The organism is Rasiella rasia (assembly GCF_011044175.1).
Classification (GTDB): Bacteria; Bacteroidota; Bacteroidia; order Flavobacteriales; family Flavobacteriaceae; genus Marinirhabdus; species Marinirhabdus rasia.
In genome coordinates this window covers 1837120-1859406 of record NZ_CP049057.1, presented here as the reverse complement: position 1 = coordinate 1859406, position 22287 = coordinate 1837120, and the positions used below count along the sequence as shown (strand labels likewise).

The 22287-nt window shown below is 38.2% G+C and carries 15 protein-coding genes; 10 read left to right on the top strand and 5 right to left on the bottom strand.

Annotated elements, in window-relative coordinates; translation table 11 throughout:
• Window positions 1-99: 99 nt before the first annotated feature.
• Entirely contained in the window at window positions 100-2280 is a 2181-nt protein-coding gene (locus tag G5B37_RS08465; RefSeq protein WP_164679606.1) for a T9SS type A sorting domain-containing protein, read from the top strand.
• A gap of 74 nt (window positions 2281-2354) precedes the next feature.
• Here the strand turns inward: G5B37_RS08465 and G5B37_RS08460 are convergent, their stop codons facing one another.
• Entirely contained in the window at window positions 2355-2708 is a 354-nt protein-coding gene (locus G5B37_RS08460) for a hypothetical protein (RefSeq protein ID WP_164679605.1), read from the bottom strand.
• 180 nt (window positions 2709-2888) lie between these two features.
• Window positions 2889-6314, bottom strand: a complete 3426-nt coding sequence (locus G5B37_RS08455) for a hypothetical protein (RefSeq protein WP_164679604.1) — start codon at window positions 6312-6314, stop codon at window positions 2889-2891.
• A 194-nt stretch (window positions 6315-6508) separates the two neighbouring features.
• Between G5B37_RS08455 and G5B37_RS08450 the strand changes: the two genes are divergently transcribed.
• From G5B37_RS08450 to G5B37_RS08435, 4 genes are all read left to right on the top strand, one after another.
• Window positions 6509-7273, top strand: coding sequence for an exodeoxyribonuclease III (locus tag G5B37_RS08450; RefSeq protein WP_164679603.1), 765 nt, complete (start codon window positions 6509-6511; stop codon window positions 7271-7273).
• Between the two features lies 1 nt (window position 7274).
• On the top strand, window positions 7275-7835 hold the full coding sequence (locus G5B37_RS08445) for a hypothetical protein (RefSeq protein ID WP_164679602.1): 561 nt from the start codon (window positions 7275-7277) through the stop codon (window positions 7833-7835).
• Complete coding sequence (locus tag G5B37_RS08440; protein WP_404814776.1) at window positions 7825-8781, top strand: OmpA family protein; 957 nt, start codon at window positions 7825-7827, stop codon at window positions 8779-8781. The genes G5B37_RS08445 and G5B37_RS08440 overlap by 11 nt, the downstream gene beginning before the upstream one ends.
• A gap of 66 nt (window positions 8782-8847) precedes the next feature.
• Window positions 8848-9888, top strand: coding sequence for an NADP(H)-dependent aldo-keto reductase (locus G5B37_RS08435; protein ID WP_164679600.1), 1041 nt, complete (start codon window positions 8848-8850; stop codon window positions 9886-9888).
• Window positions 9889-9903: 15 nt separating this feature from the next.
• On the opposite strand, the gene G5B37_RS08430 is transcribed toward G5B37_RS08435, so the two are convergent.
• From G5B37_RS08430 to radA, 3 genes are all read right to left on the bottom strand, one after another.
• Entirely contained in the window at window positions 9904-11268 is a 1365-nt protein-coding gene (locus G5B37_RS08430; RefSeq protein WP_164679599.1) for an acyl-CoA dehydrogenase family protein, read from the bottom strand.
• 113 nt (window positions 11269-11381) lie between these two features.
• Entirely contained in the window at window positions 11382-12524 is a 1143-nt protein-coding gene (locus tag G5B37_RS08425; protein ID WP_164679598.1) for a M23 family metallopeptidase, read from the bottom strand.
• Window positions 12525-12556: 32 nt separating this feature from the next.
• On the bottom strand, window positions 12557-13930 hold the full coding sequence (radA, locus tag G5B37_RS08420; protein ID WP_164679597.1) for a DNA repair protein RadA: 1374 nt from the start codon (window positions 13928-13930) through the stop codon (window positions 12557-12559).
• Window positions 13931-14096: 166 nt separating this feature from the next.
• On the opposite strand from radA, the gene G5B37_RS08415 reads away from it, so the two are divergent.
• From G5B37_RS08415 to G5B37_RS08395, 5 genes are all read left to right on the top strand, one after another.
• Window positions 14097-17057: a sensor histidine kinase gene (locus G5B37_RS08415; RefSeq protein ID WP_164679596.1), complete on the top strand. Its 2961-nt coding sequence runs from the start codon at window positions 14097-14099 to the stop codon at window positions 17055-17057.
• Window positions 17054-17698, top strand: coding sequence for a response regulator transcription factor (locus G5B37_RS08410; RefSeq protein WP_164679595.1), 645 nt, complete (start codon window positions 17054-17056; stop codon window positions 17696-17698). The genes G5B37_RS08415 and G5B37_RS08410 overlap by 4 nt, the downstream gene beginning before the upstream one ends.
• Window positions 17699-17793: 95 nt before the next feature.
• Entirely contained in the window at window positions 17794-18291 is a 498-nt protein-coding gene (locus G5B37_RS08405; RefSeq protein WP_164679594.1) for a T9SS type A sorting domain-containing protein, read from the top strand.
• 15 nt (window positions 18292-18306) lie between these two features.
• Entirely contained in the window at window positions 18307-18978 is a 672-nt protein-coding gene (locus G5B37_RS08400; RefSeq protein WP_164679593.1) for an outer membrane beta-barrel protein, read from the top strand.
• A gap of 10 nt (window positions 18979-18988) precedes the next feature.
• The gene (locus G5B37_RS08395) at window positions 18989-22285 is read left to right on the top strand and encodes a beta strand repeat-containing protein (protein WP_164679592.1); all 3297 of its coding nucleotides are present in this window, start codon (window positions 18989-18991) and stop codon (window positions 22283-22285) included.
• Window positions 22286-22287: the final 2 nt, after the last annotated feature.

Genomic DNA, 22287 nt, shown 5'->3' with positions numbered 1-22287 from the left:
TTAACCCTCTTATTTTAAGGGGGTTTTTCTTTTTATTATGAAGTAAGTTTTTGTACTTTTAACGTCTTATTAAGAATTAACCTAAAAAAAACTATTCTAATGAAACTAAAATTGACTCTTCTCGCCTTGGTAATGGCGTTTGGCTTTTCAGCAAATGCACAACAAGGGCCAGATTTTGTAGGTGAAACTCCACCTAAAATGTATGTTCCAAGTTTGGAATCTAGAACTAACTTGATTCCTGCAGACATGACAGAACGTGAGGCGCAAGACAAACGTGCTACCTCATATCCTTATATTATAGGGAAAGACCCACAAACAACAAACGATGTATATGCTAGTAACCCAAATCCAGCGGAAGGAACTATTAATACAAGATCATTATTATTTGATTTCGAAGCTACAGCTTCAGGATCATCTCCTTCAGATCCAGCGCTTGCCGTTGGGCCAGATCACGTGATGACTGTATTTAACACAGGATTCAGAATTTTCGACAAGACCGGAGCGCCTCTTACAGGACAGTTGTCTGTAACAAACATCTTCTCTGGAGGTGGATGTTGTGACCTTACTGTTTCTTACGATTCTGCTGCAGATCGTTGGGTATTATCTTACTTGTTCTCATCTAACGGGCAAGTTCAGGTTGCCGTATCTGACGGGCCAGACCCAGTATCTGCTGCTTGGAATGTGTATACAGTACCAAACGTAAATGACTACAACAAGCTTTCTGTATGGAGAGATGGTTACTACCTAACGGGTAATAACGGTGGTAATTCAAGTGCAAAGGTATGGGTTGTTGAAAGAGCTGCTGCATTAGCAGGAGCTGCAACGGCAGGAATTCAGGCATTTTCTATGCCAGGTTGGATTAACCCTAACCCTGGAATTTCTTTCCACAGCGCGCAGGTATTAAATGTAACTAACGACGACATGCCTACGTCAGGTGGTGCAACTGTAATTTACTTAGCAGACGACTCTTATGGTGGTGTGACAACAGATCACGCTAGATACTGGACGATCGATACAGATTTTGCTACTCCAGGAAACTCTGTAGTTTCTGCTGTTACTGAAATCCCTTTAGCGCCGTTTATCTCAGTATTTGATGGTGGAGGGTTCTCTAACCTATCTCAACCAGGAGGTGGAGCATCTATCGATGCAATTCAAGCTACTATCATGAACCAAGCACAGTTTAGACAATTTCCTACCTACAACTCTGCATTATTTAACTTTACTGTAGATACCGATGCTGGTGGAGGAAAGTTAGCAGGTATTCGTTGGGTAGAATTACGTCAAACAGGAGCTGGACAGCCATGGACGTTACACCAAGAAGGTACTTTTACGTCTCCAGACGGAAAGCACGCTTGGATGGGTAGTTTAATGATGGATAACGCTGGAAATATTGGTATGGGGTATTCTGCAATGGCAGGACCAACAACACCAAACCCTACAGACTTTAGAGTAGGTTCTTACTACACAGGTAGATTCGCAGCAGACGCTTTAGGAACTATGACTGTTACTGAAACTCCAATTAAATTAAGTACAAACAATATTCCTAACCTACGTTACGGAGATTACTCTAAAATTGATATCGACCCTAACAATGATCAGACGTTCTGGTTTATCAATGAAATCGCTGTAGGTGGTAGAAAAGATCACGTAGGGGTATTTGATATTGCACCTAGTCAAGCAAATGATGTTGGAGCTACTACCATTACAGATCCTAATGATGGAGCACTAACAGCTGCTGAAGATGTTGTTGCTACGATCTTTAACTTTGGTACAGATCCACAAACTAACATCCCTGTTAGCCTTACTGTAGATGGTACTGCTATCGTAACTGATGTGATTGCTGGACCTTTAGCTAGTGCAACTAGTATTAGTCATACATTTTCAGTACCTGTAGACATGTCTACACCAGGTACTTCTTATGATATTGAAGTTTCTACAGGATTGGCTGGAGACTCAGTAGCAGCAAATGATACTGCAACTAAAACAGTAACGAACACTACTTTAGGTGTAGAAGATAATATCTTGTCAGATTCAGACCTTCTTATTGTAAACAAAGGAAATAACATGTTTGATATTTCTTTAGCTACTCAAACACTTACAGAGAGACTTACACTTACTGTAACAAATGTATTAGGACAAAACTTATTGAGTTATGGTCTTGATAACAACGGAGATGGATACAGATATGAGCTTAATATGTCTTATGCATCTAGCGGTGTTTACATTGTTAGAATTGGAAATAGCACAAGTGGTGTTTCTAAGAAGCTTATTGTAAAATAAGAATTGATTTATAGTATATAAAAAAGGCTGCCCAACGGGCAGCCTTTTCTTTTTGTAATTTTTTTAAAGTGAAACTACATTGCTTTTATCTCGGTAAGATTTACTGGGCTCGCTTTGTCGCAACGATTCATCATACGTAATGGGCTGTATTTATACCATACCTTCATACCGTCTTTCATAAAGCCTTGTTCTAAATTAGTGGGGTCATACATAACTGTAGCTCCGTCTATTTCAGACTTGATCACATACGGACAGTCATTCTCGGCAGTCGAGGCTACAATCGTTCCCTGCATAAATCCATCTTCCATCATCTTTTTAGATTCGGCCAAACTATTTAAAGAATCATTTCCCTTAGTAGTCTTACTAGAAGTACAACAAGAGGTAAATGCAAATAATGCGGCCATTGCTGTTAGGTGTAAAATTTTCATGATTAAGTGTTTTTAGTATTTGTACTGTGTTAAAATACAAAATATGTGCCGCTATTTTCTATAACGCTGAAATTTATTTGCGGGAAGTAAGCTTTAGGTACATTCTACAAGGGTTTGCATCTTCTAAATTTAATTCTTCAAGTTATGAGATAATAGCACGAAATGTGATTAATTGAAGTCTTAGAAATACGCCCGTAACTGGATACTACCCGTATGAACTGTTTTAGAATTTTCACTTTTTCTTCCGAAGTACGAAAGATTAGCATCTAAGTATTTTGTTATTCTCTTCTGAAAAAGGAGCGTCCATGTAAAATTTGTGCCTGGTTGTAGCCCCTCAAGCATCTGATAAGCCACAGGAGAAAAAGCACTCCCCTCAAAAGCATTATCAATATAGTTAAACTCACCATTTATTGAAATCTTCTGAGCGTTGGTATACGAAAAAGAAGTTCCAATTTTTTGTTGTTTTAGCTGTTCTAGCATCCCTAATACATTTTCTTCATTCATAAACTGATAAAAAACATCGAAACGGGTGGCGCGACTAAATAAATACGAAAGCTTAGGGTTTACCTCATAGGTGTCTAAATCGAAATTTCGACTCGGAAAGTTTTCTGAAGTGCTTTCATTTGCTCCCAGTGCACCTCGTAGATTAAGTAGCCAAGCTCCCCAGAATTTATGATTAAAATTTAACTGGTGATTGGTAAGCTTGCTTTCTTGTAAACCAACGGCTAATAAATTGCTTCCCGAGGTAGAAACGTAGGTGTAGCTTGTAGTATAACGCTGTTTTCCACGATTAAAAAATAACGCATTCCTAAAATTTAAATTAAGCCCTAGCTGCTCATCATCTCCATCTTCAAAAGGGTTAATGTTGAAACCGTCATTGTCACGGCGAACCTTTCTATTTAAAACATACGAAGTTTGATTGTAGAACTTAGAAAGTACCTTTAAAAACCCTTCTTTATTATTCCAGTTTTTAGGGTCTATTGTAATAATCTGGCTAAACTTATTTTCTCTAACCTTTATAAAAATTCGATTTGGCAATAAAATTCGAACGTAATCCCCCTGATCTTGAAATTGCGCTATTTCAAATTCATCTAGCTCCTGAATTCCATTATTGTTGTAATCTATCCAAGTGTAAATACCTTGCCCTGGTTCTACTTGAGTATAGGTGAATTCTTGCTGCGGAAGCACTCCATTATTGGCTTCTAAAACAGTGTTAAACCGAATACCGCTTTTCAGAATATTCTGATTGTATAGAATACGCGAATTCAGCGACTTTTCCTTTTCTAAAGAATCTACTGGACTGTTAAAGGGGGTAAGCTCCCTATAATTTGCAAATACAGAAAGTTGTGTGTTCGCGGTGTTAAGTAATTTCGATTTTAAGAAGTAGGTGTTTGCTGTATTTACTTTCAGTAATTTGTTAAACTGAACACTATCGGTTACTCTGTGTCTATACCCTGCTTCTACGTATACTTTTGTACTATCACCAACCCCTACAAAAGTTTCAAATTCTGAAAAGCGTTGACTCACTAAACTCAGACTGTCATTTTTTGTTTGCTTCACTTGGTTATCTTCGGCACTCACTTTAGCACCAATCCACGCCTTATTTAAAGAATAAACTGCTGTTTGATGAATTCTATTGAAATCTGATGTAAGGCTATCACTTTGGCTATTTAAAATACTAGCACTCGTATATGTCTGCAATTTCTTGAAACGAAGGGCGCCATTTACCACATGACGTGTCCCGGTAAAGTTTTCAGAAAAATCTAAATCCTGAAATGTATAAGTAGCGCTACCCAAAGTTGGAGAATTTAAAGCAACTCCACCTATTACAAACCGCTGATCGCCTAAGGGGTCTATTAAATTCCAGTCACGATTAAATTCTATGTTGTATAAACGTTCAATGGTTCTAAAATCTTTATTAAGATAATCTAGCGACCCTATAGCATCAAGTTTTAGAGTGTCTGCCGTGGTAATTAAATTTTGTCTAACATCTAACCGTCCTGCAAATCCGTCGTTGTTTGCATCATCAATAGTTGAAAATAAATTTAAGTCATTCTGACTTCCGGCAATTTCGAAATTTACTGTTGTTTTTGAGGTAGGTCTGTAGCTTCCATTCAGGCCGCCAATTTGAAGTTTAGTAGGTGCGTTTAATTGAATAATAGGTTCAAAATTTCCTTGTGGTACATTGTTGAGCGGCGGTACGTATTCAAAAATTCTACTAATAGCACTTTGGTCGCTAAGAACATAATTACCTTGGTTTTCTGGTACCGAAGAAAACCGAACACTAAAGAGTTCATCTTCTGGGTTATTCGAAAAAACAAAAATTTCCTCTCCATTTAAGGCAATTTCTTTCTTGTATAAAATTTTATTTTCTGAAAACGTATCGGCAACGGCCGAAGGCGCCACCATATTTGTTATATCATCTCCCGCTTCTTGAAGAATGGCCACCTGTTCTTCAGATAGGTTTTGCTGCAAGGGCTGATTTTTTGCATCGCTTTCAGAATACACATACACCCCTACATCTAGTTTTTCGCTGGTGTAATTTCCGCCGCCATAGCCTATAAAGCGTGTATAACTTCTATCAGTAAACTGATATTCTACCGTAATTCGCATATTGGCTGTAATGGGGTAGGTGGGGTTAAATTTTATTTCTCCAGCGTTATAGTCAATTACGTAATCTGCGTTCTCACCCCGCGCTAACAAGAGCCCGTTTACATAAACCCGTTCGCTGCCAGAAACAATTAAGATAAAAAGCTCACCATTAGGGCCAACCAATTTGTAGGGTCCTTGATTTCCTTCTTGTCCTGTAAATTCGCTTCGTTGAAAAACACCTCTAACCAATGCCCCGGCAGCAAATGCATTGGTTTTTGCGCCATTTTCATGCTGAAAAGTGCCTCCCAAGGAAATTCCTTGCACCTTTTTTGTAAAGCGCCCAAAATAACTATTGTCGTTTTGTAAGTCTACATCACCTGCTCTTATATTCCAACTGTCGCTATAGAGTTCTATAAAAATTTGGTCAAATTCGTCCAAACTTTGGGAGTAACCACCCTGTTGCGATGGAATATTGGCATCTTGAATTGAAGCACGAATAGAGACTTTATCGCTTAACTTTCCAGTAATTTGAAGGTCTAATTCGCTATTTACCACGGCGTTTTGATTGTTCCCAATGGTTACGCCTCTAGAGATACTTCCAACGGTGTTGAGCCCGTCAAAGGGTTTAAAACTTTGCTTATCGGTGCCTTGTTCTAAAGAATATAGGCGGTCTATGCTCCCGGTGTTTTTTACAATTAGGCCTGGGTCAAAGCTGAAATAATCTCGCGTTATAAACTGAGGGTATTTTAGATAACGTAGCGTTATAGAGTCGTTTAACTGTTCATTTTCAGAAAAAATTAGTGTGCTTGTTTTAAAATCGATTGCATATTGAGACGCATCTATGACCTCACCTTCTTTATTTTCTACTCTAAAATAACTTGGGTTAATACTAACACTATCTATTTGAATAGTATCTGTAACCGCTACTTTCTTCGTTCTATAATTTGAAGTACCCTCCTGCGCTACCGCCACAGAAGCGATACAACACAAAATTAAGATTAAGAAGTACTTCATACGCTTTTTAAACGTGTAGCGATTAGGTATATTTTGTTGATTGTTTTTTGAAAACCTTTCAAACAACAAGTGCTGTAAAAATACGATGTTATTTATATTCGCTTGTACAAAAGATGAACGTTGCTCGAGTGCGTCGATCTATAGAAGTAAGATGACGCTTTTCAGAATAGTTTACGAACACTAAATATCCTCACATGAAGATAATTTCATACAATGTTAACGGCATTAGAGCCGCTATGAGAAAAGGTTTTATTGCATGGTTACAAAATGCAAATCCAGATGTTATTTGTATACAGGAAACCAAGGCAAATGTAGACCAAGTTGCCGTTGCCGAAATTGAAGCCGCGGGCTATCCGTACCACTATTGGTTTAGTGCGCAAAAAAAAGGATATAGCGGTGTTGCAATTTTTTGCAAGAACGAACCAAATCATGTAGCGTATGGCACCGGAATTGAATCTATGGATTTTGAAGGCCGAAATATAAGAGTAGATTTTGATGAGGTGTCTGTTATGAGTTTGTATTTACCTAGTGGTACTAATATAGCACGGTTAGAACATAAATTAGAGTATATGGCTACATTCCAGGCGTATGTAGACAACTTAAAGAAGACACACCCAAATTTAGTAATCTGCGGCGATTATAATATCTGTCATAAGGCAATCGATATTCACGATCCTGTTAGAAATAAGAATGTTTCAGGCTTTTTACCAGTAGAGCGCGAGTGGATTGGCAATTTTATAGACAGCGGATTTATAGACAGTTTCCGATTTTTTAATAAAGAACCTCATCACTACACTTGGTGGAGCTACCGTGCTAATTCTAGAGCTAATAATAAAGGTTGGCGCATAGATTATAATATGGTGTCTAAGCCATTACAAGAAAACATGAGTAGAGCCGTTATATTACCTGAAGCACACCATAGTGACCATTGTCCGCATCTGGTAGAGCTGAAATTTTAATATGTTGAGAGATACCTTAGATTATTTTCTAAACTCATCTGTTATTGCCTTTGCCCTTGTTGTACTATTATTATCTGTAGTACTTGTATTGGCAAGGCGAAAACAATTGAACCATTACATTGAAAAGTTAATCGTAACGAGCACAGTACTTATAAGAATTGCAGGTGTTATAATCGTTGGTGTCTTTATCTATAAATTGAGTTTTGATACTGATACCACATTTTTTACAAACCGAAGTACAGGTCCATATGCCTATGCTTATTGGATGATGCTTCTTGGTTATATACTACTACCTCAACTATTTTGGTTTAAACGAATGCTCAAGGTGCCTTGGCGTGTTTTAATAGCGATTGCAATGTTGTGTTCTTCGGGTGTATTTATTGAAGAAATTATAATCGTTACCACAAGTTTACACCGTGATTTTACCAGTGAATCTTTGCTGCTAAGCTGGGCTTTAAAAAATCTCAGTAGAATTGTGTTATTCGTAATTGCAGCAATTATAATAAACGAATTAAAAAAATTAATGAACAGTTCCCAAACTAATGTACCGTATGATTATTAAAAAAATTCTATTTGGAAGTTTTGTTGTTTTATTTTTATCCAGCTGCGTATCGTCGCAGGTTTATGAAGATTTAAAAGCAAAGAATGAAACGCTTCGTGCCGAAAATGAAGCATTAATGGCTCAATTAGATGGCAATCAAACCAATGCCGACGCCTATACTGTTGCCAATCTTAGAAAAGAAATTGAAAAACTAAATGCCGAAAAGACACAATTAGCTATGAATTTGGCAGCGGCAGAGAACAATCTCGAACGACTTCAAAAATCGTATGACGCCTTGGAAGAAAATAGCTCTGGCGCGTTGTCTGATAATTTAGCACTAAACAGAACATTGCTCGAAAAATTGGAGGCCAAAGAAAAGGCATTAGCAAAAGAAGAGGCGCGCTTAAAACTAGTTGAAGAGAAGCTGAGAAATCGGTCTAAACGTGTAGAAGAGTTAGAAGCAATTATTGCTGCTAAAGATGCAAAGATGCGTGCTTTAAAGGATGCCATCTCTGCGGCACTAACAAATTTTGAAGGCAATGGTCTTACCATAGAGCAGCGCGACGGAAAAGTGTATGTTTCTATGGAAAACAAGCTCCTTTTTGAGAGTGGAAGTTGGGCTGTTAATGCACGCGGTAGAGAAGCGGTTGTTGCCCTCGGAAAAGTGCTGGCAGAAAATAAGGAAATAGCGGTGCTTATTGAAGGCCATACAGACAATGTGCCGTACGGAGGAAATGGTCATATTAAAAACAATTGGGACCTCTCCACTAAGCGAGCAACAGCAATTGTTGCCATTCTTACAGAAAATCGAAACATTCCTAAAGATAATCTAACAGCGGCCGGAAGAGGAGAATATGCCCCAATCGCGCCCAATTCGTCTGCAGACGGCAAAGCAAAGAACAGGAGGATAGAAGTGGTGCTAACTCCTAAGTTAGATGAAATCAATAAATTGTTGAATGATATATAGCCTCTAAAAAATGCTATTCACAATTCATGAATCGACATTATTTTTAGCAGTAGCCATGAAAGCCTTATGAAATATACCAACCTACCCAATACAAACCTTCAGGTAAGTAAAATTTGCCTCGGAACTATGACCTACGGTCGTCAAAACAGCGAGGTGGAGGCACACCAGCAAATGACGTATGCGCTCGATAAGGGTGTCAATTTTTTTGATACTGCAGAAATGTATGCAGTGCCTTTTACACCAGAAACTCAAGGTCTCACAGAACAATATATTGGTACCTGGCTTGCCAAAACCGGTCATAGAGATAAAGTAGTTTTGGCGAGTAAGATCACAGGCACAGGTCGCGGAATCTTTAAAAGTATTCGAGAAGATTTAGATTTTAGCGTTACTTCATTAGACGACGCACTTCATAAAAGCTTAAAAAGATTGCAAACAGATTATTTAGATCTCTATCAGTTGCACTGGCCTGAGCGCACGGTAAACATTTTTGGGGTACGAGAATATGCTCACGCAGAAAATACCCAATGGGAAGACAATATTGCTGAAATTTTAGAACGATTAGAGGTTTATGTGAAACAAGGAAAAGTAAGACATATAGGTTTAAGCAATGAAACTCCCTACGGTGTAATGCGTTACATGGAAGAACACCGAAAAGGGAAACGTAAAATGGTTTCGGTACAAAACGCGTATAGTTTGTTACAGCGCCGTGATGAGGTTGGGCTTAGCGAAGTGTTGCAAATGGAAAATATAGGGTACTTACCATATTCGCCTTTGGCATTTGGGGTGCTTTCAGGGAAATACCTAAATCATAAAAAACCAGAAGGAGCTAGAATAACGCAGTTTCCTCAGTATTCGCGATACAGCAGTGAGGCATCTATGAAAGCCACCCTTCGCTACGCGCAAATTGCAGAACGACATGGACTCACACTTGCCCAATTAGCGCTGGCTTTTGTAAATAGCCGGTCTTTTGTTACAGCCACAATTATTGGAGCTACGACCCTAAAACAGTTAGAAGAAAACGTAGACAGTATTAATGTGACGCTTTCCGAAGAAATACTAAAAGAAATTGAGCAAGTACATCAAGAAATGCCTAATCCTGCTCCCTAAGCTACTTTTAGTTGATTAGCTTACAAAGGCACTATATCCTGTGATGGCACGCCCTACAATGAGCGAATTTATTTCTTTGGTGCCTTCGTAGCTGTAAATTGCTTCGGCATCTGCCACAAAACGTGCTACATCGTATTCTAATAAGATTCCGTTACCACCCATGACCTCACGGGCGCGACTAACCACATCTCTGGTGCGCATACTGCAAAACACCTTTGCAAGTGATGCATGTTCATCTGTCATGATACCTTGATCTTGCATTTCACTAAGTCGAAAACACATGGTTTGCATGGCAGTAAGATTAGCCACCATTTCTACAAGGTGATTTTGGATAAGCTGAAACCTCGCAATGGGTCTGCCAAATTGCTCACGTTTTTTAGTGTATTTTAAAGCACTTTCATAGGCCCCTCGAGCACAACCTACGGCTTGCCAGGCTACAGCGGCGCGTGTCATTTTTAGAACTTTTGCAGTATCTTTAAAGCTATCACATTTTTGTAATCTATCACTTTCTGGTACTCGGCAATCTGTAAGCGTTATGAGTGCGTTTTGTACAGTCCTCAACGCCATTTTGTCCTGCATTTTTTCAGCCTTATATCCTGGGTTTCCTTTACGAACAAGGAATCCTTTTACTGCGTTGGTTCCTTTTTCACGTGCCCAAATAATGGTTACATCACTAAAAGTAGCATTGCCAATCCATTTTTTCTGACCGTTAATAACCCACTCATCACCTTCTTTGTAGCAGGTTGTTTCCATGCCGCCAGCTACAGCCGATCCTACATTGGGTTCCGTTAGACCAAATGCACCAATTAGCTCCATACGTTGCATTTTTGGAAGCCACTCTTCCTTTTGTGCTTCACTTCCGCAGAGATATATAGACCCCATGGCTAAACCGCTATGTACGCCAAAAAATGTGGAGATAGAAACATCTACACGTGCCAATTCCATTGCCATAATACCTTCCATTAAAAATGTTTCGTCTGGACAACCGTAGCCTTTATAGGCCATTCCGCAGATATTCAATGCTGCCATTTTAGGAATTATATGATGTGGAAACTCTGCACGGTTCCAAAATTCATTGGCTATAGGCTTAATTTCTTTTTCCATGAACTGCCTAACTTTTAACTGAATTTCTCGTTGGTGAGGTGTTAATTTTAAGCTTAAATCGTAGAAGTCTCCATCAATGGGTGGTAATTTGTGTTGTCCTTTGCGGGCTTTGGTTTTTAGCATGCGCATAAGACCTGCCATTTGCCTATCGTCAAGCTCACCTACGGTCTTCATGACCTCCCCCAAGTCTATTTTTTGGGAGAGTTTAGCGATTGCCTGTATATCAACCGACTTTAATACTGAGAATGTTTCTTTGATTTTTGAAAAAATGGACATAGTGGTATCTTTTGGTACTTAAAGATACTTGCTGCGGAAATGTGAACGCCCCAAAATATTGTTAATTTGATATAAGCTAGTTAAATAGGTAGCGTCTCGATTGCTCAAAGCCATTAATTTGCTAAAACCTCTAACTGTGTAGTAGTAATAAAACCTAGTACAGATTCTTTGCTTAGTACTCGAAACCAATTGCGGTGTTGCCCTAAAATGGAGATAGTGTCATTCTTTGAAAGACTTTCAATTTGCTGTAATGCTGCAGACGGACCTTGAAAGATACTTGCCTTGTTTGAAAGAACAACCCCTCGTGTAGCGCCTGTATACGTAGGAAGGTTTGGGATTTCTGTTTGCTTTACATAAGGATATGGATCTATTGGTCCTGTTTTTTCCAGAAAAATCCCAAAATGGACATGGGGTTCTAAATCTTTTGCATTTCCAGAATTACCCACTAAACCAATGGTATCACCGATGCTTACTTTACGATCTTTTTTGGTGAGCACTGTGTCTAAATGTGCATAATAAATAGAAGTTTTTAACTCTTTGTCTTCTAGATAAATTTGTTTTCCACCTAGCTCCCCATCTGTGGTTGAGGTAATTTTACCATTGGCAATCGCAATAACTGGGGTGCCTTTGGCTGCGTAAATGTCTATGCCTTCATGAGAGCGCGTTCCTGCCCCTCGGTTTGCTGCCCAGAAACTTCTAACATCAGCATTGCCAGCTCCAACTACAGGAAAAGAGTAAATAGGTTGTGTATACATTTTTAGCTGAAAAGGAACTGTTTTTGCCATTTCAGGTTGAATAATAACCTTGTACAAACCGTATGCATCGCTTTTGTAATTTAAAGTATCGGTATGTGTTGATACACTCTTGATTAATGAATATGTTGGTAGTGAATCTTCAGTTTTTCTGAAAAGATCTATAAATACAAGGGTGGTGTCTGGTTGGGTTTGAAGGGCAACAACAAGATTTTCGCCGGCACGCAGTTGAATGGTATAACTATGCGCAACAGTTGTTTTAGAGCTAAATGTTCCGCTCTCAGCATAGGGCAGGGTTACGCGCAGGCTGTCTTGCTGTGCTCGTTTAAAGGCATGGTTCCAAGTGTTTAAACGTGTGTCCTTTTGGGTAAAACCTGCTACATAAGTTTCTCTAGCTGTCTGTATGGGTGGTGTATCTATAACTTCGGTATCTTTCACCGTTTTATCACACCCAACGGCTAGTAAGAGACCTAATAAGAAAATAAGTAGCTTAAGTTTTTTCATTAGTAAATTTTCAGCAGAAATTATGCCCTGCGTTACCCAAAAAGATGCCTTACAACGTCGTGTACTTTTGCGACTTTTATAATTGAGATTCCGTAGCGCTCTTTTGGAAGCTTGCAGTATTTTGAAATTATGATACTTTCAAATCCTAGTTTTTCAGCTTCTAAAATACGTTGGTCCACGCGTGTTACCGGACGTACCTCTCCTGCTAGTCCAATTTCCGCAGCAAAACACATACGTTTATCAATAGCGATATCTATGTTAGATGAAAGTACTGCTGCCACAACAGCAAGGTCTATTGCTGGATCGTCTACTGTAATCCCTCCAGTAATATTTAAAAACACATCTTTAGCTCCTAATTTAAAGCCAGCTCGTTTTTCTAAGACGGCTAAAATCATATTAAGGCGCTTAGCATTATACCCTGTAGCACTGCGTTGTGGAGTGCCATAAACTGCTGTAGACACTAAGGCTTGTATTTCTATCATTAAGGGTCGCATGCCTTCTAAAGTTGCCGAAATAGCAGTACCGCTCAGATCTTCTTCATTTTTAGAAATTAAAATTTCTGACGGATTACTAACTTGTCTCAATCCGCTACCTTGCATTTCGTAGATGCCTAGTTCGTTTGTGCTTCCAAAACGGTTCTTGTTTGCACGTAAGATTCTGTAGATATGATTTCTGTCACCTTCAAACTGAAGCACTGTGTCTACCATATGTTCTAAAATTTTAGGCCCAGCAATGTTTCCATCTTTGGTGATATGACCTATTAGAATCACTGGCGTAGCCGTTTCTTTAGCAAATTTTATTAGCTCGGTGGTACATTCTCGAATTTGAGAAATACTGCCCGCACTACTTTCTATATAATCTGTGTGAAGGGTTTGAATAGAATCTATCACAACAATATCGGGTTGCATTTCAGCAATATTCCTAAAAATATGCTGTGTTTTTGTTTCGGTTAGAATATAACAGCTGTTAGCTTCTGGATGAATTCGGGCAGCACGCATTTTAATCTGTTGTGCGCTCTCTTCACCAGAAACATACAACGTTTTAAACGGCAGATTTAATGCTACTTGAAGCATTAGTGTACTTTTTCCTATACCTGGTTCGCCGCCTAATAACGTTAGGCTGCCAGGAACCAACCCACCACCAAGAACTCGGTTTAACTCTTCGTTTTTAGTGTTTAATCGGGTTTCGTTTTCTGAAGATATTTCAGAAACTAAGACAGGTTTTGCTGCTCGCTTCGATTTGTTAGATGCTAGTGAATTGTTGGTTTCCCAAGATACTTTTTCAGCTTTTTGAATAACCTCTTCAGCAATGGTGTTCCACTCCTTGCAAGAGGTGCATTGTCCTTGCCACTTAGCAAATTGCGCACCGCAGTTCTGACAGAAAAAGGTAGTTTTTGTTTTAGCCATAAGCGTTACGAATTTAAACAAATTAAAGTGAATGTGTGCTTCAACAATAGGTAAGATTTCTGAAGGCTATCCTATAAATAATTTTATCTTTACTACAAACAAAATCAGCATTTTGGGGGTCCCAAGTTTCCAGTTTCATCGTATTTCAGTGAAAATTTGCATATACATGCTATTCTTGTTATGTGCATATACCATGGTGTCTCAAGAGCGAGAAGTATTGGTTAAAACTTTTGACAAGGAAGACGGTATAGCTTTAGACGCTATTTCTGATGTTATTTTTGATACCGATGGTTTTTTGTGGCTCTGCGGAAATATTCTAGCAACACGTGAAATTATTGCTGGAGATAAAACCATTGCCTTACAACGTTTTAACGGAAAGACATTTCATAGCATTCCAATTCCGGAAATCTATGGGGTTACCGATGTGTTGAAGTTTTACATGCGCGCTGATGGAAATTTTATTTTGTTGACAGATAATGGGCTCTTATTTTTTAATCCGTTAACTACAGCTTTTTCAAAAATTGAATTGAATGCAGATTCTATTTCGAGGATATTTTTAATTGAAGGAAACGAATATGTTCTTGTGCAAAAAGACCGAGACCTCACACTTTTGCAATTACACACAAATTTAAGTACAACAGCACTTTTCTCTTTTACTAGCTCAGAAAACAAGTACCATGTTGGCACGAGCACCCAACTAGTAAAACTGAAAGACCATTGGTTAATTAGTGATTATTATTTTGCGATTAAATTGTTTACCAAAAGTGGAACGTTGGTGAAAGAAATAAGGGCTGATAAATACAAAGAACTAGATGCTGTTTCTAGAATCTTAAGAATTGATGAGATACTTGAACTAGGAGAAAAGAAGGCTCTGTTTTTTAGAGGAAACACAAAATTGCATTATTTAGATGAAACGCTGCTGGATATTCGACCGATGGCTTCACCAAACACCAGTATGCCCGCATCAAATCTAGCTTTTGTGAAAGATACCTTGGGTAATAAGTTACTGGTGAGTGAATATAATGGAAATCTTCAATTTAGTAAAGTTTCAGAAGAAAACGGAATAGAAACATGGTATAATAAGAAGCAGTTTGAAGGCGTTGTGGCGCTGCATTCAGCATCTCAGAATGTAAAGAAAGACATGTGGATTGGTACAAGCTCTGGCCAACTTCATCATTACCAATTTCAGCAGCAGGCTATTAAGCAAATACTCCCAGAACATCAATTTAGGGCAATACATCACCTTAAAGAAGACACCTATTTACTGGCGACAGACCAACACGGGTGGCACCTTTTTGATACAACAACAATGAGTACCAAAAAGCTTGTGTTTGTTGGAGCAAAAAACAATGGGTTCCCTAATAGTTCTAGAAATTTTGTGAAGGACGGAGATCTTCTATGGGCAAATGCTAGATCTGGAATAATATCGGCTAATTTGTCTGATAAAACAACTACTTATTATCGTCACCACCCGCTTACTTCGCTAGAACAGATTAACGATTCTATAATTCTTGCAGGCACTAAAAATTATCAGTTACTTTCTTTCAATATGCGCGCTAAGCAGTTTGAAGAAATTCTAAAAACCGACACTTTACATATGCACGATTTAGCGTATGATAAGCATAGGCAGTTGCTTGCTGTAGCAACGTCGCAAGGGTTGTTAATCTATAATACCCATACTAAAAAGCACACATTTTATAATGGTCGAAACCAATTGGCAGACAGCTATTTACTTATGGTAGATTACCACCCCGACTATGGTTTTTTATTAGGAAGTCGTTCTGGATCTATTGTTGCTTTTCATGAAGAGACAAAAACATTTAAGAATCTTTATCAAGATGCATTGGGTGCTGGTATTGCCACAATTATTCCTAGAGGTAATGTTTGGTGGATAAATACATTTAACGGATACGTGCGGTGGGATACCAAAGAGAACACAGCAACTCGATTTTCTACAAAAGACGGGTTTAGTAACAACGAAGCAAATAGGTATAGCGCACTGGACTTAGGAGACAAATTGTTAATTGGGAGCATTGCTGGGCTCAACTATTTTGATCCGAAATCCATTGTTCCTGAAGCGAATATTTCAGAATTAAAATTGCTTAAAGTTAGAAGTTACGATAAGAAGGAACGTCGCATAATAGATGTTCTAGACCAAAGTTTATTTACCAATTCTCCTTCTATAACCTTGCCTGCAGAGTTTAAGGAGCTTCAGATTGAGTATGCCTTAACGCATAATGTTGAAAACAAACCTCATAGTTTTCAATACCGCCTAAATAATGAGGCATGGACTAATATTGGGCAAGAGCAACAGATACGTTTCCCAAATATGGCAGTTGGAAATTATTTGTTGGAAATAGAGGCTTTAGATTTTTCAGGTAAAAAGTTAGGGGAGACATTGCGACTTAACATTGATTCTAAAGACTTCTTTTATCGTACTTGGTGGTTTTATTTATTGCTTTCTTCTGGGGCAATACTTTTGTTGCTTTATTACTTAAAACAGTCTAAAAGCAAACAGCGAATGCAGGAACAGTTCTCAATAGATTTATTACTTTCTCAAGAAAAGGAACGAAATCATATTGCGAAGGAGCTTCATGATAGCGTAGGCCAGCAATTAACGCTCATAAAAAAGAAAACGCAACAAAAAGGAGATCAGGATCTTACCGCGCTTACTAATAATGTGTTGGAAGAAGTGCGAGGTATTTCTCGTGGGCTATACCCCGCCAACTTGAAATTACTAGGCTTAACCGAAAGCATCGAGCAATTGGTATACGATTTAGACGAGCAGACAGATACATTTTTCTCTGTTACCGTTGCACCTATAGATTCTTTTTTTAATGAAACTGAAACACTAAATATCTTTAGATTTGTACAAGAGTGTTTGGCAAATTGTCTAAAACATTCAAATGCCACGGCAGCCGAAGTTGAAGTAGGAGAAAGATTAAATGATATTGTAATTGTTGTTTCAGACAATGGAAGAGGCTTCAACATGGCAGATGCCGCATTGCAAAATAGTTTAGGCCTTAAAACATTGGCTGAAAGAATAAAAATAGTGAAAGGTACATTAGAAATAAACAGTAACTTGGGAGATGGAACTACCTTTACAGCAATTATTCCTAAGAAATGAATAGAGATATAAAAATTTTAATAGCTGATGACCACCCTATGCTTTTAAAGGGATTGTTGCAAGAATTTAAAGAGCAAGGTTATACGCAAATGCTACAGGCTGCAAATGGAGTAGAGGCACTCGAATTGCTTGTTTCTGAAAAGCCAGCTATTGCTATTTTAGATATTGAAATGCCCATTTTAACAGGCTTTGAAGTTATTGTAAAAGCTAGTCAGCTCTCATTGCCAACCAAATATATAATACTAACTTCCCATAAGGAAAAAGGTTTTATTATTAGAGCCAAAAAATTGAACATTAGTGGATACTTGCTCAAAGATGAACCATTTTCTGAGGTTCAAAATTGTATACAATCGGTTTATGACGGCACTCCATATTTTAGTAAAACTTTTGAGAATGTTTTTCAAGAGCAGGTTGCCCCGGCCATTACGAAGCTTAATTTTTTATCGCCTTCAGAACGTACTATTTTAAGACTGGTTGCGCAGCAAAAATCATCGAAAGAAATTGGCGAACTCGTGAATATCTCCTACAGAACTGTTCAGAAACACAGAACAAATATTATTGAAAAGTTGGGGCTAGATGCAAATCCAGATGCACTTCTTCTTTGGACTAAAGAAAATCGTGAGTTATTAGGCTCACTGTAGTACTACGTACCCCTACGTAAAAATGCACCTGTTGTACGTATTGACTTCCTTTATCTCAGCACATATCTTTGAGATGAATTGAATCTATACATACCATGACAACTAAATTATGTATTGTCAGCATGCTCTTTTTGGCACTTGGCTCGCTCTCTGCTCAAGAAACCATTCGCTCTACTATTGGAGTTAATGGAGCTTCGACCACGGTAAATGCTGAAGGAAAAACGTATCTCGTACAACAAAGTGTAGGACAAGGAAGTGTAATCGGGCAACACCAAGCTCAGGAAATTTCGGTGCTACAAGGATTCATTCAACCTCCTATCACTATAAAAAAAGTAATACAAACAGACGCTTCGTTACAAGCGGTTGTTTTTCCTAACCCATTTGATAGTAATGTTACTATTCGATTTTCAGAAACCATAGAAGGACCTATATCTATCATACTTTACGATATTTCAGGGCGTATTGTTTACAATAAAGAAGAAGCCCCTGCGAGAGAATTGCAAATAGATTTTGGATTTCTTTCTAGTGCGAGTTACTTACTTCATGTTTCTCATGCAGAGAAAATATTTACTGCCAACCTTATAAAAAATTAACCAACCACGCCTATTATGAAAACACGTATACTCTTGTTTTTTTTAACAATATCACTTACTTCCTTTTCTCAAGAAATTTTTCTTGAAGCAGGGCTAACGTCGTCAAATTTCGAATTTACTAATAGCCAAGGAAATGAACTTGAAAATCTAAATTCAGTTACCAAAAGCTATTTATCGGCTGGGTTTAGTCACAACATTTTTACTGAAGGTCTAAATGCAAGTTTAGGCGTTTCTCACAATAGCTATGGTTCTGTGGGAAGTGACAATGTGCTGGGCAACTTTTTTGAATACGACGTAGACTATCTAGGCATCAATTTAGGATTCGATTACGACCTGTTTACGTGGCATAATTTCACACCTTTTCTTAAAGTGAACGCTTCATACGAATTCTTACTTCAAGGTACGCAACGCTTAAACAATCAGGTGTTCGATTTAAAAGGTGTGGAAGAATTTGACGATGCTGGATTTTTCTTTAGAGGTGGATTGGGTCTTTCGTATCCAATTTCAGAAAAAAGTTCAATTTATCTGTTGTATACCTACGGACAGAGTTTAGATCTAGAAGATAAATCGCCCAATAGCAATGAAAAATTGAAGATTGTAATGAATAACATCGGAATTGGCTTTACACTTACTCTACCTCCTAAAAAAGAAAAAGAGTTAGAAGAAGAAACTGAAGTTGAAGAATAAAAAGTACATCATGAAAAAATTACTACACTTTTGTATTGTCTTACTTTTAAGTATAACTGCCGCCGCCCAGACCGATGGTTTGAGCTATCAGGCAATTATTATAGACCCGAACCCACAGGAATTGCCTGGGGTAGATGCTACTAATAATATTCTGGTAAATGCGCAGGTAGCGTTTCGCTTTACGATTATAGACGCCAACGGAGCTGTTGAATACCAAGAAATACAAGATACAACCACTAACGGCTATGGGATGGTTAATCTTACCATCGGGCAAGGTACACCGCAAACGGGCTTGTTTACTGAAATTTTCTGGAATGGAACTAAAAAAGACCTACAGGTTGAGATTAATCTCGATGGAAATTTTAGTGAATTAAGTTATCAGCGATTGTTGTTTGTACCATATGCGTTGCATAGAGATATTATTGCAACAGGATTCTTAGACGTTGCAGGTAACGTTTCTTTTGGAAGTAACCTCACAGTAGACGGAACTACCAATTTAAATAATACCTTAAGTGTGAATAATGCTAGCCAAACATTGCTGTCTGGATCACTTACCGTAGATGGTGTTACACGCCTAAATAATGCTCTTAGTGTTACCAATGATAGTCCTACTACATTAACAGGTAATTTGTTAGTGTTTGGAGCTACAAATCTTTTGGATATTCTTGAAGTAGAAGGAAATACATTATTGAGAAGGGAGCTAAAAGTAGATGGAAAAACCACACTTTTTGATAGTTTAGATGTGAATAATCTAAGTCCTACACAACTTACAGGAACCCTTCGTGTAGATGGCATTACAGATTTTGAAAGTGACGTAAATATTAACCAGGGTGGTGATTTAAACGTTTCTGGAAGTCTTAATATAGAAGGAGCCACTACGTTTGATGGTGACCTAACCGTAAACGGAGTTACAAACTTAAATAGTGATTTAAATGTTAACAATGCGAGCCCAACAAATTTATCAGGAACCTTAGTTGTAGATGGTGCTACACAATTTCAAGATACGTTTCAGGTACTTGGTACAACTAATTTAGAAAGTAGTTTAGATGTAAATAATCAAGGTGAAACCAATCTGTCTGGAACACTAGAAGTACAACAAGAAACAAATTTAAATAACAGTTTAAATGTGAACAATGGGAGTCCAACCGTACTTTCAGGAACTTTAAATGTAGATGGTCTTATTGGTTTTGGTAATGACGTAACCATAGAAGGGGTTACCAATCTTAACAACGCACTTAATGTAAACAATGGAGCCGCTACCAATCTATCTGGTACACTAGATGTTTTACAAGCTACACAACTCGACAACGCCCTTAACGTAGCCGAACAGACTACCTTACAAAGCACATTAGATGTTTTAAATGGAAGTGCTACTTCACTAACAGGTGATCTTACCGTAACTGGAGCAACTGTATTAAATAATACGTTAGATGTAACAAATGCCAGCGCTACAAATCTTACGGGAACTTTAAATGTAGATGGGGTTACCGATTTAAATAATGATCTTAATGTAACTAATTCTGGTAATACAAATTTGTCAGGAACATTAGAAGTAGATGGAGTTAGTACGCTAAACAACGGATTAAAAGTTATTAATGGAAGCGGAACAGTGCTAACTGGAACACTCTCTGTAGATGAAGGTGCTTTTTTTAACAATGTGGTTGAGGTGTTAAATGGTAGTGCTACAACACTCACGGGAGTTTTAGATGTAACTGGGGCAACCACTTTGGCAAATTCACTCGATGTTACAAATGGTTCGGCAACAGGTTTGTCAGGATCCCTTACAGTAGATGGTGCAACAAATCTAAACAATACGCTAACCGTTACAGGAGCAACACAGATTAATAACGATTTAACCGTTACTGGAATAGCATCGTTAGGCTCAATTAATACCAACGGAATTAACGTTGTTGCAGACAACCCGAATTATCTCGCTACTTTTCAGAATACGAATAATGGTAATGGTGACGGAATTATCATTAAACTTGGCCGAAATCATGGAGCATATACAGGCGTTCCAAATCAAGTATTTCCTTTAACAAATAGCGATGGATTTCTAGAGTTGAGTCCGATAGCGGCAGTAGGATCTCTATCTAGCACCCTAACCACCTTAACTAATAAACTTACTACCACCGCGCCTGGTGGAACATCGCTAACGCCTCAAGAGGTTTTAGACTTGGTGCCAGCGTCGTTCTTTGCAGGTTCTATTGCGGGAATAGGAAATGGAATTATAGACTATATAAATTCAGTAGATATACCTGGTACGAGTACCGATATCTTACCTGTTAGATTTCCAGCAGTTACTGTGCCGCAAACAGAGCTCTTACCTCGAACAGTGATTACTCCAACCGTTACCGTTCCAGTTATTGGTTTAGAAATACCTGGAGTAACTATTCCAAGAATAGTATTGCCGCAAATACCAATTATACCAGAATTTACGCTAGTTCCAGAAATTCCGAATATTCCGCTCACTGGTTTAACAATCGATATTCCAACAACTAATGTTGGTGTTGTTCCAGAATCGCTTACCAAAGAAAATGAGTATGTGACCTTTCAAGATAAAGATGGACGCTGGGTGGGTGCTATACGCGCACAATCTACCGAAGACTTCGCAAATAATACAATTCTAGATCCAGTTTATGTTCTTAACGTAGCCGCAGGTTTTGTAGGAGTAGATGTGGCAGATGGTATAGCAACGGGTATTGCTGAAATTTCAAACATTGTAGACCTATATAATAAAATTGGTGTTGAATATGCTTCTGGAAATGGAGATTATGCAGAATGGTTGCAACGAGAGAATTTTTCGGAATACATTACAGCGGGAGACATTGTAGGTGTTAAAGGTGGAAAAATTACCAAAGACATTACCAATGCAGAGCAAATCATGGTGGTGTCTCATAGACCAATTATCCTTGGAAATGCACCCGATAAAAACAAAACACATATTGGGAATAATGTTGCATTTATGGGGCAAGTGCCTGTGAAAGTATTAGGCCCTGTAAGAACGGGAGACTTCATTGTTGCAAGTACTTCAATTAAAGGGTATGGGGTTGCTATCTCTCAAAAAGACATGACGGCAAACGATTTCAAATTTGCAGTGGGTCGTTCATGGGACGAAAATCTGCTAGAAGGCCCTAAAATGATTAATACTGTTGTGGGTGTTCATAATGGGGATTGGGCATCGATTATAACAAAGCTCAAGGAGAAGCAACAGCACTATGAAGTTAAATACAAAGCACTAGAAAAACAAGTCGAACTTTTAGATCAAAAAGCAGACGACGTGCTATATTCATCTCAAAAAAACTAAGC